14 protein-coding genes are annotated in these 17,222 nt (G+C 67.1%); 4 read left to right on the forward strand and 10 right to left on the reverse strand.

What is annotated here, in order from left to right; all coding sequences use genetic code 11:
• Positions 1–85: 85 nt before the first annotated feature.
• Both WFK61_RS00755 and WFK61_RS00760 read left to right on the forward strand, forming a co-directional pair.
• Positions 86–853: an SOS response-associated peptidase gene (locus tag WFK61_RS00755; RefSeq protein WP_336809632.1), complete on the forward strand. Its 768-nt coding sequence runs from the start codon at positions 86–88 to the stop codon at positions 851–853.
• 51 nt (positions 854–904) lie between these two features.
• On the forward strand, positions 905–2,500 hold the full coding sequence (locus WFK61_RS00760) for a gamma-glutamyltransferase family protein (RefSeq protein ID WP_336809633.1): 1,596 nt from the start codon (positions 905–907) through the stop codon (positions 2,498–2,500).
• A gap of 53 nt (positions 2,501–2,553) precedes the next feature.
• Here WFK61_RS00760 and WFK61_RS00765 read toward each other — a convergent pair whose 3' ends face one another.
• The 5 genes from WFK61_RS00765 to WFK61_RS00785 all read right to left on the reverse strand — a co-directional run bounded on the left by WFK61_RS00765 (position 2,554) and on the right by WFK61_RS00785 (position 8,152).
• Positions 2,554–3,330 (reverse strand): ABC transporter permease, encoded by a 777-nt coding sequence (locus WFK61_RS00765; RefSeq protein WP_336809634.1) that lies wholly within the window; start codon positions 3,328–3,330, stop codon positions 2,554–2,556.
• A gap of 25 nt (positions 3,331–3,355) precedes the next feature.
• Positions 3,356–4,156 carry an ABC transporter ATP-binding protein gene (locus WFK61_RS00770; RefSeq protein ID WP_336809635.1) on the reverse strand — a complete coding sequence of 267 codons (801 nt, stop codon included), beginning with the start codon at positions 4,154–4,156 and terminating at the stop codon, positions 3,356–3,358.
• Positions 4,157–4,248: 92 nt separating this feature from the next.
• Positions 4,249–5,220 carry an ABC transporter substrate-binding protein gene (locus WFK61_RS00775; RefSeq protein WP_336809636.1) on the reverse strand — a complete coding sequence of 324 codons (972 nt, stop codon included), beginning with the start codon at positions 5,218–5,220 and terminating at the stop codon, positions 4,249–4,251.
• Positions 5,221–5,491: 271 nt separating this feature from the next.
• A complete protein-coding gene (locus WFK61_RS00780) occupies positions 5,492–6,904 on the reverse strand; it encodes an FAD-binding oxidoreductase (protein WP_336809637.1) in 1,413 nt (470 codons plus the stop codon).
• 9 nt (positions 6,905–6,913) lie between these two features.
• Positions 6,914–8,152, reverse strand: a complete 1,239-nt coding sequence (locus WFK61_RS00785; protein WP_336809638.1) for a class I SAM-dependent RNA methyltransferase — start codon at positions 8,150–8,152, stop codon at positions 6,914–6,916.
• Between the two features lie 141 nt (positions 8,153–8,293).
• Between WFK61_RS00785 and WFK61_RS00790 the strand changes: the two genes are divergently transcribed.
• Complete coding sequence (locus tag WFK61_RS00790; protein ID WP_336809639.1) at positions 8,294–9,340, forward strand: cysteine synthase A; 1,047 nt, start codon at positions 8,294–8,296, stop codon at positions 9,338–9,340.
• Between the two features lie 245 nt (positions 9,341–9,585).
• Here the strand turns inward: WFK61_RS00790 and WFK61_RS00795 are convergent, their stop codons facing one another.
• Positions 9,586–10,953 (reverse strand): dicarboxylate/amino acid:cation symporter, encoded by a 1,368-nt coding sequence (locus WFK61_RS00795; RefSeq protein ID WP_336809640.1) that lies wholly within the window; start codon positions 10,951–10,953, stop codon positions 9,586–9,588.
• 373 nt (positions 10,954–11,326) lie between these two features.
• Here WFK61_RS00795 and corA point away from each other — a divergent pair, with 373 nt between their 5' ends.
• A complete protein-coding gene (corA, locus tag WFK61_RS00800) occupies positions 11,327–12,385 on the forward strand; it encodes a magnesium/cobalt transporter CorA (RefSeq protein WP_336809641.1) in 1,059 nt (352 codons plus the stop codon).
• Here corA and WFK61_RS00805 read toward each other — a convergent pair whose 3' ends face one another.
• The 4 genes from WFK61_RS00805 to WFK61_RS00820 form a co-directional block, all read right to left on the reverse strand.
• A complete protein-coding gene (locus WFK61_RS00805; protein ID WP_336809642.1) occupies positions 12,386–14,164 on the reverse strand; it encodes an SLC13 family permease in 1,779 nt (592 codons plus the stop codon).
• A gap of 33 nt (positions 14,165–14,197) precedes the next feature.
• Entirely contained in the window at positions 14,198–15,187 is a 990-nt protein-coding gene (locus WFK61_RS00810; RefSeq protein ID WP_336809643.1) for a magnesium transporter CorA family protein, read from the reverse strand.
• A gap of 88 nt (positions 15,188–15,275) precedes the next feature.
• Entirely contained in the window at positions 15,276–16,136 is an 861-nt protein-coding gene (locus tag WFK61_RS00815) for an SDR family oxidoreductase (protein WP_336809644.1), read from the reverse strand.
• On the reverse strand, positions 16,120–16,992 hold the full coding sequence (locus WFK61_RS00820; RefSeq protein ID WP_336809645.1) for an SDR family NAD(P)-dependent oxidoreductase: 873 nt from the start codon (positions 16,990–16,992) through the stop codon (positions 16,120–16,122). The genes WFK61_RS00815 and WFK61_RS00820 overlap by 17 nt, the downstream gene beginning before the upstream one ends.
• Positions 16,993–17,222: the final 230 nt, after the last annotated feature.

Here is a 17,222-nt window from a genome sequence, read left to right on the forward strand (position 1 = left end):
GCTACCCCAAATCGGCGCGACTATGTTGGTGCAACCGCAAATAAAGTGTTGATTCCGAGCGCTCGTCTCGACGTAAACAGCGGGCATGTGCGGACGCTATGCGATCACCCTGCCACCCGAGGCGATGCGCGAGACTTTCGGCTATCGCGAGCAGCCGAATTTCCCGCCCCGCTACAATATCGCGCCGACGCAGCCGGTGCCGATCGTCAGGCTGTATGACGGCGCGCGGCAATTCATGCTGATGCGCTGGGGCTTCATTCCCGGCTGGGTCAAGGACCCCAAGGATTTCCCGCTCGTCATCAATATCCGGATCGAGAGCGCCGCCGAAAAGCCTTCCTTCCGCAACGCGCTGACGCGGCGGCGCTGCCTGGTGCCGGCCGACGGCTTCTACGAATGGCGGCGCAGCGGCACCGGCAGACAAGCCCGCAACGAGGCCTTCCTGTTCCGCAAGCACGATCGCGGCCCCTTCGCCTTCGCCGGGCTCTGGGAGACCTGGCATTCCCCCGACGGATCCGAGATCGACACGGTCGCGATGATGACGGGGCCGGCCAATGGCACGATGGCGCCGATCCATCACCGCAGCCCGATCATCCTCGACCCGCGCGACTATCAGGCCTGGCTCGACCCGCAGGCCACGCCGGAACAGACCGGGCGCCTGCTCAGGCCCCCACCCGACGACCTGCTGGAGGCTGTCGCCATCGGCAATGCCGTCAACAAGGTCGCGAACGACACGGCCGAAATCCAGCTGCCGCTGGCCGAGCTTCCACAGCAGGAAGCGCCCGAGGAGCCGAAGCGCCATGCGCGCAAAGCGACCCGGCCTCCCGCGGATGACGGGCAAGGCAGCCTGTTCTAGCGCCGGATTCGTGCTCTGATCGTCATCAGAAGACGACGAGGAGACGCGAACATGCACGGCCGCCGCCCCACCATGACCTCCCGCCACGGCATGGTCGCCGCGGCCCATCCCCTGGCGGCGCAGGCCGGCGCGAAATTGCTGGCGCAAGGCGGCAACGCCTTCGATGCCGCCGCCGCCACGGCTGCCGCGCTCAACGTGGTCGAGCCCTTCATGTCGGGGCTCGCCGGCATGGGCCTCTCGACGATGTGGGTCGCGGCCGAGAAGCGCGTGCGCGTGCTCGATTTCGTACCGCCGATCCCGGCGAGCTTCCCTGCCGACCGCTTCAGCAAGCGCACCGACCTGGAGCGCGGCGCGCTCGCCGTCGCCTCGCCCGGCAATCTCGCCGGCTGGTGCGAGCTGGTGAAGACCTATGGCCGCAAGTCGTTCGCCGAAGTCTTCGCACCGGCGATCGCGCTGGCGCGGGACGGTTTCGCGCTGGCCGAGTTCGGCGCGGCCGAGTTCGAGGAGAACGACCCGCTGCTGAAGGCGATTCCCGCGCTCTACCCGGCCTGGTCGAAGAACTACCAGCCAAGCGGCGCGATGCATCTCGGCTCGGTGCTCGTGCAGCCGGACCTCGCGAAGACCCTCACCGAGATCGCCGAGAACGGACCGGAGCATTTCTATCGCGGCGCGCTCGGCGAGAAAGTCATCGCGCATCTGCAGGCACTCGGCGGCTCTCTGACCATGGCCGATCTCGCGGCGGTGAAGACGGTCTGGCGCGAGCCGATGGCGGCGGACTTCAAGGGGCTTTCGGTGCATGTGCCGCCACCGCCCTGCGAGGGCTTCCAGTTCCTGCTGACCTTGCGCCTGCTCGATGGGGTCGATCTCGCGTCGAAGCCAAGGGACGGGGCGGATCATCTCGACCTCGTCTATCGCGCGATCCGCCTCGCCGCCGGCGAGCGCATCGCCCATAACAACCCCTCGCCGGAGAAGCTCGCCGAGATCATGTCGGAGGCCTCGGTCGCGCGCCTGCGCCAGCGCCTCACCGACGGCAAGCCGGTGACCGGCCCCACCGAGCAATGGGTGCCCCAGGACAAGGAAGATCCGGCGCACACGACCTCGCTCTCGGTGGCCGACAGCGAGGGCAACCTGATCTGCATCACGCAGAGCCTCGGCAGCCCCTTCGGCAGCGGCGTGGTCGTGCCCGGCACGGGGCTCTGCTTCAACAACTTCCTGTATTGGGCCGATGTGCAGCCAGGCAGCCCGAACCGCTCCAAGCCCGGCGACGAATTGCCGATGTGCATGTCGCCGACGCTGTCGACCCGCGACGGCAAGCCGGTGCTCGCGCTCGGCACGCCCGGCAGCTACGGCATCATGCAGACGCAGGCGCAGGCCATGGTCCAGTATCTCGTCTTCGGCCTGCCGCTTCAGGAGGCGATCGAGGCGCCGCGCGCCCGCCTCTGGGACGGCCGCCTTGTCGAGATCGAGAACCGGATCGCGCCCGAGACGATCGCCGAGCTGGTCAGGCGCGGACATGAGGCACGCGCCTTCGATGTCGGCTGGACGATGCGCTGCGGCGGCATGCAGGCGGTAGCGGTGGATCCCGCTACCGGCGTCTTCACCGGCGCCGCCGACCCGCGCCGCGACGGCTACGTCGCGACGCCCTGAGTATCGGAGAACTGGATCGCCGCTGTGCGCGGATAGGCGCACAGCGCTTCAACTCAGGCGACGATCTCGCCGCGGAAGGCCCAGCGGGTCATCCGCCGCTCGACCAGGGCGCAGAGCGCATAGAGCGCGATGCCCATGATGGCGATGGAGAAGAGCCCGGCGAAGGTCGTCGGCGCGTCGTTGCGCGCGCCCGCCGAGAGCATCAGGAAGCCGATGCCGCGATTGCCGCCGACCGTCTCCGACAGCACCGAACCGACGAAGGCGAGCGTGACCGCGACCTTCAGGCTGGCGAAGAGATAGGGCATCGCGCGGGGCACGCCGACCTTGGTCAGGATTTCCCATTGGCTGGCGCCGAGCGAGCGCATCACGTCGCGCATCTCGGGCTCGATGGTGGCAAGGCCCGTCGCGACATTCACGACGATCGGGAAGAAGGAGATGACGAAGGCGGTGATCACCGCCGGCAAGGCGCCGACGCCGACCCAGATCATCAGGATCGGCACGATCGCGACCTTCGGGATCGCGTTGAAGGCGATCAGCAATGGATACAGGCCGGAATAGACGAAGGGCGAGGCGCCGACGGCGAGGCCGAGCAGCAGGCCAAAGCCGATCGCCAGAGCGAAGCCGATCAGCGTGGTCCAGAGCGTCTCCAGGCAGAAGCGCAGCAGGATGTCCCAGCGCTGGATCATCGTCTCGATGATGCGGCTCGGGCGCGGCGCCAGGATCTCCGGCACGTCGAAGACGATGCAGGCGATCTCCCAGAGCAGCAGCAGCCCGCCCATGGCGAGCCAGGGCATGGCGAGAAGCAGGACGCGCTTCTGAGGTTCCGTCATGATCTTTGTCCTGCCGGGGGCCGCATCACGCATGCTCCATATGGATGCGCTCGCGCAGCTCATGGACGATATCGACGAACTCGACCGTGAAGGTCGTCTCCAGCGTGCGCGGGCGCGGCAATTCGATCTTGCGGATCTTGACGACCTTTCCGGGGCGCCGGCTCATCACATAGACGGTGTCGGCGAGATAGACCGCCTCGCGCAGGTCGTGCGTGACCAGCACCGCCGTGAACCGCCGCTCCATCCAGAGCTTCTGCATCACGCCCCAGAGCTCCTCGCGCGTGAAGGCGTCGAGCGCGCCGAAGGGCTCGTCGAGCATCAGGATATCGGGCTCGTGAACGAGCGCGCGGCACAGGCTCGAGCGCTGCTGCATGCCGCCCGAAAGCTGCCAGGGATATTTCTGGCCGAAGCCGCCGAGCCCGACCGACGCCAGCAGCGCCTCGCCGCGCGCGACATATTCGGCCTTGTTGGCGCGGAAGCGGCGCTTGTGCGGCTCGACCACCTCCAGCGGCAGCAGGATGTTGTCGAGCGTCGAGCGCCAGGGCATCAGCGTCGGCGCCTGGAAGGCCATGCCGACGCCACGGATCGGCCCCTTGACCACCTGCCCGTGCACGCGGACCTCGCCGCCGCTCGGCGGCAGCAGCCCGGTGACGAGCTTCATCAGGGTCGACTTGCCGCAGCCGGAGGGGCCGACCACGGCGATGAACTCGCCCTTCGCGATGGAGAGGGTCGCGTCGTCCAGTGCCTGCATGCGGCTGGGCCCGCTGCCATAGGCGAGGCTGACCTGCCGCAGTTCGACGAGGGGACTTTCGTGTGCTTCAGCCATCCGGGCGTCGTCTCGGGCTTGCCCCGAGAAGCTCGGGGAGGAAAAGGCTCGGGCGCGATGGCCGGGTCAGGCCCGGCCATGACGGCTGAGCGTCAGGGGCCGAGCATCCGCTCCGCCTTCGGCGGCAGGAATTTGCCGGTGAAGACCTTGTCCGGCTCGGGCGCGGACGGCAGGCCGAAGGCCTCGGCCACGTCCTTGACCGAGCGGGCGAAGCGCGCGGGATCGACATCGCCCATGCCGTTCGCCTTCACGAAGGGGGTGAGCACGTTGAGCCTCAGCGACATATCGAGGCGCTCGGCCTCCAGCTTCTCGTCGATCAGCGGATCGCGCTTCTTGGCGGCGGCGATGCCGAGCGCCGGGTTGAGGGCAACCTCCCGCCAGGCCTTGGCGGTGGCGCGCAGGAACCCGGTCACGGCCGCTGGCTTCGCGGCAAGCGCCGGCGAGACGATGATGCCGTTGCCGTAAACGTCCATCTTGTAGTCGGAGTAGTTGAAGGAGACGACATCCTCCGGTTTCACGCCGCGCGCCTTGAGATCGAGGATCGACGAGAAATAATGGCCGGAGATGAAATCGACCGTGCCCTGCACCAGCGACTGCTCGCGCAATTGCGGGGTCAGGTTGACGTGCTGGACGGAGGCTGCGTCGACGCCATTCTTCTTGGCGAAGGCCGGGAACAGGCGGAACGAGGCATCGAAGACCGGCGCGCCGAGCTTCTTGCCGGCGAGGTCCGTCGGCTTGGTGATGCCGCTCTTCTTCAGCGCGTGGACGCCAAAGGGCGGGAAATCATAGGCCATGAAGACGCAGAGGATTTCCTTGCCCACGTTCTTGGCGTTGTACTCGATCAGCGAGTTCACGTCGGCGAAGCCGATATCGTAGGCGCCGGTGGCGACGCGCTGGACCGCGCCGGCCGAGCCCTGGCCGGGGTCCATGGTCACGTCGAGGCCCTCGGCCTTGTAGTAGCCCTTGTCGAGCGCGACGAGGAAGGGCGAGGTCGGGCCCTGGAAGACCCAGTCGAGCGTGAACTTGATCGGCGTCTGGGCGGCGGCGGGCAGCGCGCCGGCCATCGCAGCCGCTCCGGCCAAAGCCAGCGCGGCAAGCGCGCGGCGCGTAGGCCCCCTGCCCCGCCTACGCGCGCAATTCGACAGCATCCGCGATACGCCGATCATAGCAGCCAACCCCTCATGTTATCGTTATGAGGGCGAAGGCTAGAGATGCCGCGAAAAGCGGTCAATCGAGCGGAAAGGCCTTCCTGCCAAATTTTTGAGCAGGAGCCTCCGGCGGCAGCCTTTCGCGGTGCAGGCTGCCGATTAGGCGGTCAGGCTTGCGATCCGTGGCTCAGTCCTGCGCCAGCACGGCGCCCGGATTGAGAATCCGCTTGGGATCGAGCGTGCGCTTCAACGTCCGCATCAGGTCGAGCTCGACGGGGTCCTTCACGCCGGGCAGCAGGTCGCGCTTCAGGCGGCCGATGCCGTGCTCGGCCGAGATCGAGCCGCGAAGCTCCGCGACGATGCCGTGGACCGCCTCGTTCATCTCGCTCCAGCGGGCCAGATAGGCAGCCTTGTCGGCGCCGACCGGCTGGCTGACGTTGAAATGGATGTTGCCGTCGCCGAGATGGCCGAAGGGCACCGGCCGGCAGCCCGGCACCATCGCCTCCACCGCCGCGATGGCCCGCGCCAGGAACTCGGGCGTCGCATGGATCGGCACGGAGACGTCGTGCTTGATCGAGCCGCCCTCATAGGTCTGCACCTCGGAGAGCATCTCGCGCAGCTTCCAGAAATCGGCGCGCTGGGTCAGCGAGCCGGCCAGGGCCGCATCCGTGACGATGCCCTTCTCCAGCGCCTCGCCGAGGAAGGCCTCGACATGCTCGTCGAGCCCCGAGGCCTGCTGGGCCGAGACCTCCATCAGCACATACCAGGGCGAGGGCTCGGAGAGCGGATCGCGCGTGCCGGACGCATGGCGCAGGACGAAGTCCATGCCGATGCGCGGCATCAGCTCGAAGGTGGTGAGCGTGCCGCCGGCGCCGGCCTTGGCGGCGTTCAGCAGTTCTAGCGCCGCCGCCGGATCGGGCACTGCGAGGAAGGCCGTGGCGCGGGCCGCGGGCGCAGGGAAGAGCTTCAACACTGCCGCCGTGATGATGCCGAGCGTGCCCTCGGCGCCGATGAAGAGGTTCTTCAGGTCGTAGCCGGTGTTGTCCTTGCGCAGCTGGCGCAGGCCGTTCCAGATGCGCCCATCCGGCAGCACGACCTCAAGGCCCATGCAGAGTTCGCGGGCATTGCCATAGGCCAGAACGGCGGTGCCGCCGGCATTGGTCGAGAGGTTGCCGCCGATGGTGCAGGAGCCCTCCGAGGCCAGCGAAAGCGGGAAGAGCCGGCCGGCGGCCTCGGCCGCATCCTGCGCGCGCTTCAGGGTGACGCCGGCCTCGACGATCATCGTGTCGCCATCGGTGTCGACGGCGCGGATCTTGTCGAGGCGCTGCAGCGAGAGGATGACCTCTCTGCCCTCGGAGATCGGAATCTGGCCGCCGACGAGGCCGGTATTGCCGCCCTGCGGCACCAGCGCCGTGCCGGTCTCGGCCGCGAGCTTGACCAGCTCGGCGACCTCCGCGGTCGAGCCGGGGCGGACGATGCCTTGCGCCTTGCCGCGGAAGAGATCGCGCCATTCCTTGAGATAGGGCACCATCGCGTCGGCGTCGGTGACGATGTTCTTCGCGCCGACGATACCGGCCATGCGATCGAGAATTGCGCTCATCCTGAAGCCCTAGCCCTTCCTGCCGCGCCGGAACACGCCGACGAGCTCGACATGAGCGGAATAGCGGAACTGGTCGACCGGCGTCACGGCCTCCAGCGCATAGCCGCCCGCAACGAGCGTCGCGGCGTCGCGCGCGAAGCTCGCCGCATCGCAGGAGACGTAGATCACGTCCTTGACCTTGGACGCCGCCAGGCGCTTGACCTGCGCCTCCGCGCCGGCTCGGGGCGGATCGAGCACGATCACGTCGAAACCGTTCAGTTCGTGCTCCAGCAGCGGGCGGCGGAAGAGATCGCGCGTCTCGGTCGCGATGGGTTTGAGCCCTTGCGTCGCGCCGGCGCCCTTGGCCAGCGCCAGCATCGCCGCCTTGTCGCTCTCGATGGCAAGAACCTGCATGCGCTCGGCGAGACGGAAGCTGAACGGGCCGCAACCGGCGAAGAGATCGGCCGCGCGCTTGCCCTTGGGCAGGGCCGCGATGACGAGCCCGGCCAGAACCTCCTCGCCCGCCGCCGTCGCCTGAAGGAAGCCGCCCGCGGCCGGCGCGACGAGCGCCTTGCCCATGCGCTGCAAGGGCGAGCGACGCTCGACGACGATCTCGCCATGATTGGAGAGCCGGGCGAGATCGAGCCGTTCGGCGAGCTGCGTCAGGGCGAGCCGAAGCTTGTCACCGAGCGGGCCATGGCCGCGGATATCGACATCGAGCCCGGCTTCCGAAGCGGTGACCTGAATGTCGAGCGGCTTGTTCGCGCCGCCCATCCGGTTCGCCAGCATCAGCGCGACGGCAGGCGCGCGATCGAGCCCCGGCGCCAGTACAGGGCAGGCCTCGACCGAAATCAGATCATGGCTGCGTGCCGCCATGAAGCCGACGATCATCGCCTCGCCCTGACGGCGGGCATGGAAGGTGACGCGACGGCGCCCGGCGCCATGGGCATCGACGAGATCGGCGACCGGCGCCTCGATGCCGGCCCGGCTCAGGGCGGCGACGACCTGCTGGCGCTTCCACTCGCGATAGAGGCCGGGCGCCATGTGCTGGGCCGCGCAGCCGCCGCAGCGGGTGAAGAGCGGGCAGATCGCGGCGATGCGGGAATCCGAGGGCGCGATGATCTCGACGAGCTGGCCGCGCTCGCCATCGACCACGGCGCGCACGGTTTCGCCCGGCAGCGCATAGGGAATGAAGATGCTGCCGGAGGCGGCCTGCACGATGCCGTCGCCCTTCTGGCCGAGGCGATCGACGGTGAGAACTTCATTCATGGCGAGCTTCGGAGAAGAAATTTCTCCGGCTTGCGGCTTGGCGACTGGCATTGTTCCGAACTCGGGGCGCGAAGCCCGCTCACTGATGACCTCGGTAGGGCTTTCGCCTATCAGGTCAGGGACGAATAGGGAAATCCTGCCATGACTATCCGCAACGGCGTCATCGAAGCCATCGGCAACACCCCGCTCATCAAGCTCGAACGCGCCTCGGCGGAGACCGGCTGCACCATCCTCGGCAAGGCCGAGTTCATGAATCCCGGACAGTCGGTGAAGGACCGCGCCGCGCTCGCCATCATCCGCGATGCCGAGGCGAAGGGGCAGTTGAAGCCGGGCGGCTTCATCGTCGAGGGCACGGCCGGCAATACCGGCATCGGCATCGCGCTCGTCGGCAATGCGCTGGGCTACCGCTCGGTCATCGTCATCCCGGAGACGCAGAGCCAGGAAAAGAAAGACATGCTGCGGCTGGCCGGCGCGACGCTGGTCGAGGTGCCGGCGGCGCCGTATGCCAATCCCAACAACTACGTGAAGGTCTCCGGCCGCCTCGCCGAGGAGCTGGCGAGGACCGAGCCCAAAGGCGCGGTCTGGGCCAACCAGTTCGACAATGTCGCGAACCGGCAGGGCCATATCGACACGACCGGCCCGGAAATCTGGGAACAGACGGCGGGCAAGGTCGATGGCTTCATCTGCGCGGTCGGCTCAGGCGGTACGCTCGCCGGCGTCGGCATGGCGCTGAAGGCGCGCAATCCGAAGGTCACGATCGGGCTGGCCGATCCGATGGGGGCGGCGCTCTATTCCTACTACACGGCGGGCGTGCTCAAGGCCGAAGGCTCGTCGATCACCGAGGGCATCGGCCAGGGCCGGATCACCGCCAATCTGGTCGATGCGCCGGTCGATATCGCCTTCCAGATCCCGGATGCGGAAGCGGTGCAGATCGTCTTCGACCTCTTGGAGCAGGAGGGCCTGTGCCTCGGCGGCTCGTCCGGCATCAATGTCGCCGGCGCGATCCGGCTGGCGAAGCAGATGGGGCCAGGCCACACCATCGTGACGGTGCTCTGCGACTACGGCACGCGCTACCAGTCGAAGCTGTTCAACCCGGAATTCCTGCGCTCGAAGAACCTGCCGGTTCCCGGTTGGCTGGAGCGCGACAGCTCGGCGCTGAAGCAGGTCGTCAGCAAGGTGATGGCCTGAGAGTGTCTCCATTGTCATTCCGGGGCAGGCCGAAGGCCTGAGCCCGGAACCCATGAACACAACATTTGATTGTCGTCGCCGTCATGCTCGCCCCTGTGGCGAGCATCCACGTCTTGAACACCGCCCAGCATCGACAAAGACGTGGATGGTCGGGACAAGCCCGACCATGACGGCAGCGTCGTGATCATGGGTTCCGGGCTCGCCGCTTCGCGGCGCTCCGGAATGACGGCGGTGTTTCCTTCGCCTCACGCCGCCCTTGGGCTGGCGTCGATCGCCTCGATATCGCCGGCGCGGTCGTACTGCGCCTGATCGAGCATGCCCTGGCGCTTGGCGACAAGGGTCGGCACCAGCGCCTGACCGGCGACATTCACCGCCGTACGGCCCATGTCGAGGATCGGGTCGATGGCGAGCAGCAGGCCGACACCGGCCAGCGGAAGGCCGAGCGTCGAGAGCGTCAGCGTCAGCATCACCGTCGCGCCGGTGAGGCCGGCGGTCGCGGCCGAGCCGATGACCGAGACGAAGGCGATCAGCACATATTCCTGGATGCCGAGCGGCACGCCGTAGAACTGCGCGACGAAGATCGCGGAGATCGCCGGATAGATCGCGGCGCAGCCGTCCATCTTCGTGGTGGCGCCCAGCGGCACGGCAAAGGCGGCGTATTCGCGGGGCACGCCGAGGCTCTTCTCGGTCACGGCCTCGGTCACCGGCAGAGTGCCGATCGAGGAGCGCGAGACGAAGGCGAGCTGGATCGCCGGCCAGGCACCCGCAAAGAAGCGCGCCGGCGACAGGCCGTGCAGGACGAGCAGCGCGGGATAGACGACGAGCAGCACGATCGCGAGGCCGAGATAGACGGCGAAGGCGTACCAGGAGAGCTGCTCCAGCGTCTGCCAGCCGTACTGCGCGACGGCATTGCCGAGCAGGCCGATGGTGCCGATCGGCGTCAGCCGGATCACCCACCACAGGACCTTGCGGACGATCGCGAGGAACGACTCGTTCAGCGCGAGGAAGCTGTTGGCGCGCTCGCCGACCTTCAGCGCGGCGACGCCAACGACGATCGAGATCACCAGCAATTGCAGCACGTTGAAACCGAGGCGCGTGGTCGCGCCGCTGCCCTCGACGCGCGTCGTCGCCTGCAGGCCGAACATGTTGGCGGGCACGAGGCCCTTCAGGAAGTCGAGCCAGGAGCCGACGGAGCCCGGCGCCTTGGCGCTGGCCGCGGCGACGCCGGCATTGATGCCGGGCTGGATGATAAGGCCGAGCGCGATGCCGATCAGCACGGCGATGAAGGCGGTGATCGCAAACCAGAGCAGCGTCTGCCAGACCAGAGCGGCGGCGTTCGAGAGCTGCCGGAGATTGCTGATCGAGGCGACGATCGCGGTGAAGATCAGCGGCGGCACCAGCGCCTGCAGGAGCTGCACGAAGATCGAACCGGTGGTCGCGAGCGTGACGGTCAGCCAGTTGGGCTGGCCGGGCGCGACCGGCCCCATATTGCGCGCGATCCAGCCAAGCACGAGGCCGATCACCATGGCCGCCAGAACCTGGAAGCCGAAGCTGGAATAGAACGGTTTTGAACCGGCTCCGGCTGTGCCGGTCCGGGGAATTGCGGTGGTCATGACAGGATCTCTTCTGGCTCGGCCCATGGCCGTAGATGAATATTCCTATACACCGCCCGATCCAGCTTCCGCAAAAGTGGATAATTCTGTTCTTTGACCCACATGCGATAAAAACATTCTCCAATCCCTCAACGCAGATGTCATCCCGGGCGACCGCAGGGAGACCCGGGATCCATTCCGGAGCGCTTCCGAAAGAGGCTCAGGCATGGATCCCGGATCTCCGCTTCGCTGCGTCCGGGATGACACCGGGGTGGGTTAGCGGTGTGGCGAGACTGCCGCCGCAACGTTCCCCTTTGCCGGAAAAGTGATTTCCACGGAGATCGAACAGTTCTAGCCTGCCATCCGATGATCCAGCGATCGGCGAGGTGGTCGCATGTCAGTTTCGGAAGTCCGGCTCAGCCCCTCCGTCGCGCGGGAAACGGCGCTCGTCGCCACCCCTCCCGAACAGGACCATCCGCATCAGGACGGCGTCGTCGCGTCCGGCGTCTATGTCCATGGCGTGCGGGTCGCCGATATCCCGGTCACCGAGGCCGGCGAGTGGGCACGCAAGGATGACCATGTCGTCTGGATCGGCCTGTGCGAGCCGGAGCCCGCGCTGCTGCGCTGCGTGCAGCAGCAGTTCAACCTGCATCCGCTCGCTGTCGAGGACGCGACCAACGCGCATCAGCGACCAAAGCTCGAGCAATATGGCGACGCGCTCTTCGTGGTCGCTCGCACCGCCCAGTTGATCGAGGGGCGCATCGCCTTCGGTGAGACCCATATCTTCGTCGGCCGTGGCTACATCGTCAGCGTCCGGCACGGCGCCTCGACCTCGTACAAGTCGGTGCGGCAACACTGGGAGACCTGCCCGACCTCGCTGGCGAAGGGCGAGGATTTCATCCTCTATGCGATCCTCGACTTCATCGTCGACAACTACATGCCGGTGCTCGAAGCGATCCATGACGAGGTCGAGGAGATCGAGGACAAGATCCTGGCCAAGCCGATGGCACGCTCCGATATCGAGCGGCTCTACATGCTCAGGCGCGACCTGCTGCGCCTGCGCAATGCGGTGGCGCCATTGGTCGATGTCTGCCAGCGCCTGATGAACGGCACCGTGCCGCAGGTCCGGCCGACGCTCGCCCCGATGTTCCGCGACGTCACCGACCATGTCCGCACCGTGCAGGAGAAGATCGACAGCCTGCGCGAAGTGCTGGCCTTCGCCTTCGAGGCGAGCCTGCTCGTCGGGCAAAGCCAGGAAAGCCTGATCACCAAGCGCCTCGCGTCCTGGGCCGCCATCCTGGCCGTGCCGACGGCGGTGGCCGGCATCTACGGCATGAATTTCAAGAACATGCCGGAGCTGGAGACGCAGTACGGCTACTTCGTGGTGATCGGCGTGATCGTGACGGCCTGCTCGATCCTGTACTGGCGCTTCAGGCGTAATGGCTGGCTTTAGTTATTTGAGCGGCCAGACCAGCAGGATCATCGGTACTGCGAGCAGGATGACCAGCAGCGACAACGGCGCGCCGAGCCGCGCATAGTCGCTGAAGCGATAGCCGCCCGGCCCCATCACCAGCGTGTTGCACTGGTGGCCGATCGGCGTGAGGAAGTCGCAGGCCGCGCCGATCGCGACCGCCATCAGGAAAGCGTCGGGATTGTAGCCGAGGTTCTTCGCGAAGCCCGCGCCGATCGGCGCCATGACCAGCACCGTCGCGGCATTGTTCAGGAACGGCGTCACCGCCATCGCCGCCACCAATATGAGCGCGACCGAGGCCCAGCCCGGCAAGCCGCCGCCGATCATCGCGAGCCAGGAGGCGAAGAGGTCGGTGGCGCCGGTCGTCCGCAGGGAGTCGGAGACCGGGATCAGCGCCGCCAGCATCAGCAGGATCGGTGCGTCGATGCTGTGATAGGCCTCGCGCAAGGGCACGCAGCGGAAGGCGATCAGCAGCACGGCGGCAGCGAAGAAGACGAGCGGCACCGGGGCCAGCCCCGCGGCGAGCGCGATGATGGCAGCGAGCGCGATCGTCACGGTCAGCACGACGCGGCGCGTCGAGCCCAGCGGCACCAGCCGGTCCGCCAGCGGCAGCAGGCTGAGCTCGGAGAGCTTTTCCGGCAGCAGCTTCTCGTCGCCCTGGATCACGACGATGTCGCCGGCCCGCAGGCGAATGTCGCGCAGGCGCTGGCTGAAGCGCTCGCCCGAGCGGCTGATCGCGATCATGTTGACGCCGAAGCGGCTATGCAGGGCGATGTCGCCCGCCGACTGGCCGATCAGCGTCGAATCCGGGCCGATGATCGCCTCGGCGATGCGGTCGGGATCGAGCGCATCCTCCTTCTGGGTCGGGCGGTCCTTGCCGGCGAGATCGAGCCCGCCCTCGGCGACCACCCGCTCCAGCACGGCAGCGTCGCCGCGCAGCAGCAGGATGTCGCCGGCCTTCAGCGAGGCATCGGGCAATGGCGCCTGAACGCGGCGCTCGTTGCGCAGGATCGAGACGATCTCGATGGCATCGCCGCCGATCGCTTTGAGATCGGCGACCGTCTTGCCCGCGAGCGGCGCTTTCTCGCGCAGCGTGGCCTCGGTCAGGTAATCCTTGATATCGATCGCCTGATCGAGCGAGACGGCGCCGCGGCGATCGCGCGGCAGCAGGCGATAGCCGAGGCTGAGGAAGAGGCAGCCGGCAACGGCCACGACGATCCCGACCGGGGCGAAATCGAACATGCGGAAGGGCTCGCCGCCAAGCTCCTGGCGGACGCGGGCGACGATGACATTGGGCGATGTACCGACCAGCGTGACGATGCCGCCGAGCAGCGAGGCGAAGGCCATCGGCATCAGGAAGACCGAGGGCGATTTCCCGCTCTTGCGGGCGAGCTGGTAGGCGATCGGCAGCATCATCGCGAGCGCGCCGATATTCTTGATGATGGCCGACATCACCGCGACGACGAAGACGAGCAGCGGCACCTGCAATTGCGTCGAGGTGAGGCCCGAGCCAAGCTTGGAGAACAGCCGCTCGATGATGCGCGAGCGCGCGACCGCGGCGCTCAGCACCAGCGCGCTGCCGACGATGATGACGATGTCGTCGGAGAAGCCCTTGAAGGCATCAGCCGCCGGCACCAGCCCGAGCGCGACGGCGGTGAGCAGCGCCAGCATCGCGACGATATCGTAGCGCAGGCGCCCCCACAGGAAGGCAGCCATCATGCCGGCGACGAGAAGGACGGAGAGAATCTGCGGCTGAGTCATCCGGCCTTCAGCGTAGCGCGCGCGGTCAGCGCCTCACAGCCACTTCTTCCAGCGGAAGAACAGGTAAGGCAGGATGGCGGCCACCACCATGATGCCGAGCGAGAGGGGATAGCCGATTTCCCATTTCAATTCGGGCATCTTCTCGAAATTCATGCCGTAGATCGAAGCGACCAGCGTCGGCGGCATGAAGACCACCGCGACGACCGAAAAGAGCTTGATGATCTTGTTCTGCTCGATCGAGACGAGGCCGAGCGTCGCGTTCAGCATGAACTGGAGTTTGTTCGACAGGAAGGTGGCGTGCTCCTCGATCGCCTGCACGTCGCGAATCGCGGCGCGCCATTCCGGAGTGAAGCCGCTCGCCGCCTTCTTGGTGCGCTTGAAATTCGCCGAAAGGTACAGCAGCACGCGCTCGACCGAGACCATGCTCTCGCGGACATTCGAGATGATGTGCTCATACTGGCCGATCTTGCGCACCACCGCCTGGTAGACGCGGCCCTGCTCGACGCTGGCGCTGTTGCCGTCGAAGATCTGGCGCGAGCGCAGGTCGATGCGGTCGCCGACGCCGCGCAGCACCTCCGCGGCACGGTCGACGATCGATTCGACCAGCCCCTCGATCACCCCCGCCGGCTCCAGCTCGCAGCCGCCCGGCTTGGTCGCCCGGTTGAGGAAGATGTTGAAGGCGCCGGGCTCGTCATAGCGCACCGTGACCAGCGCCTTCTCGGTCAGGATGAAGGTGACGTCGGCGAGCCGCGGCACATTGCTTTCCGAATGGCAGATGACGCGCGCCGTCATGTAATGCGCGCCGTCCTCGGCGTAGATCGTCTCGGACGGCTCGAGATCGTGCATCTCCTCCCGCGTCGGAATGGAGATGCCGAGATGCTTCTCGACCTTGGAATCCTCCGTGCCGCTTGGATTGAGCAGGTCGATCCAGATCGAGCCGGGCGGAATCTCCTCATCTTCGGCCAGCGAACGGTGAGAGAGCTTGTCACCGTTCTTGGGGCAGATTCCGTGGATCAGAAGCATGGCTGGCCATCCGGGAGCGTGGTGTTGCTCGGCGCGATTTGCACTGCACCAACTCCAAACGCCCGCCGGTGTCAAACCGATGACGGCGTCAGACGCCGCCCTTCACGCCCTGCGGCGGCAGGCTGTCGGCCGGCACGAAGAAATCCGGCATCAGCGGCACCGACGGATCAACGCGATACGGGCTGAAATCGGTGACGCCCTCACCGGCCATGAAGCTGTCGTCGATCAGGAAGTGGCCGGAGAATTCGCGGGACGACTTCGAGAAGATCATGTGGGCGGCGTCGGCGAGAATCTCCGGCGTGCGGCTGGCCTGCACCATCTTGTCGCCGCCGAGCAGGTTCTGGACGGCAGCGGTCGCGATGGTGGTGCGCGGCCAGAGCGCGTTGACCGCGATGCCCTTGCGCGCCAGCTCGCCGGCAAGGCCGAGCACGCACAGACTCATGCCGTATTTGGCGATGGAATAGGCCAGGTGCGGCGCGAACCACTGCGTCTTCATGTCCAGCGGCGGCGACAGCATCAGGATATGCGGGTTCTCGGCCTTCTCCAGGTGGGGAATGGCGTATTTCGAGACCATGAAGGTGCCGCGCGTGTTGATCTGGTGCATCAGATCGAAGCGCTTCATGTCGGTCGTCTGCGTGTTGCTCAGCTGGATCGCGCTGGCATTGTTCACGACGATGTCGATGCCGCCGAAGGTCTCGGCGGTCTTGGCGATCGCCTCGGCGACGCTCTGCTCGTCGCGGACATCGACCATCAAAGGCAGGCATTTGCCGCCGGCCGCCTCGATCTCGGCGGCCGAGGTGTAGATCGTGCCGGGAAGCTTGGGATGCGGTTCGGCCGTCTTGGCGGCGATGGTGACATTGGCACCATCCCGCGCTGCCCTGAGCGCGATGGCGAGACCGATGCCGCGCGAGCCGCCGGTGATGAAAAGCGTCTTACCCTTGAGCGACATCGCCGCCTCCCTCCTGGTTATCGATGACGTAGCGGGCCGGCTGCGCGCCGTCCCGGTCGGTGAAGCCATAGGCGCGCGCCAGATCGGCGACGTGCAGCACGCGCCCTGCATGGCGCGCGACATCGCGATCGGCAGCCAATGCCGCGACGGCGCGGCCGGCATAGAGCGGGGTTTCTGTGGTCTCGGCGGCGAGGCCTGCGTCACGGACGCGCTCGGTCAGGACATGGCCGGGCGAGAGGCCCAGCGCGGTGACGCCGAAGGGCTTCAGCTCCTGCGCCATCGCGAAGCTCAGGCGGTTCATCGTCGCCTTGGCGAGATCGTAGAAGACATCGCCGAGATAGAGGCCGCCCATGTCGAAGCTCAGCGTGACGATGAGGCCCGAGCGCGTCTGCACCATGGCCGGCGCGACCGCGCGCGCCAGCAGCAACTGGGCATAGACGCCACTCTCGAAGCTCTCGCCCAGTCGTGCCACCGGACGACGCCAGAACGGCGTGCCGAAGCTTGAACCGTCAGGGTAGCGCTCGCCGTCGTAACCCTCATTGCCGCCCCAGACGGCATCGACGACGCAGTCCAGCCGGCCGAAGCGGCGCAAGGCCCAGGCGACAAGCCCGTCGACATCGCGTTCGCTGGTATGGTCGCAGCGATAGGGATAGCCCTTGCCGCCGGCAGCCTCGACCTCGCGGGCCGCGTCCTCGAAGGTCTCGGGACGCTGGTCGGTGCGCGGCCCGGCCTCGCTGGAACGGCCGGTGACGATGACGGTCGCGCCAGCCTCGCCCAGCGCCCTGGCAATGCCGCGCCCGAGCCCGCGCGAGGCGCCCGCGACGAGGCAGATGCGGCCGGAGAGGGACGCGCTCATGTCACCCCTCCCGGCCCCGATGGGCCAATCCGACACATCCCACCCGGGTCATCCCGGACAAGCCGCGTCAGCGGCGCCGATCCGGGATCCATGCCTGAACCTTTACCGGCTGCGCTCCGACATTGATCCCGGGTCTCCGCTTCGCTGCGCCCGGGATGACTCGCGTTGTCGGACAGGAAATCCGCTAGCCACGCGCCACCTGCTGCTCTATAGCCCCGCTCCCCTCGCAA

It is taken from the genome of Allobosea sp. MMO-172, assembly GCF_037147855.1.
Lineage (GTDB): Bacteria > Pseudomonadota > Alphaproteobacteria > Rhizobiales > Beijerinckiaceae > Allobosea.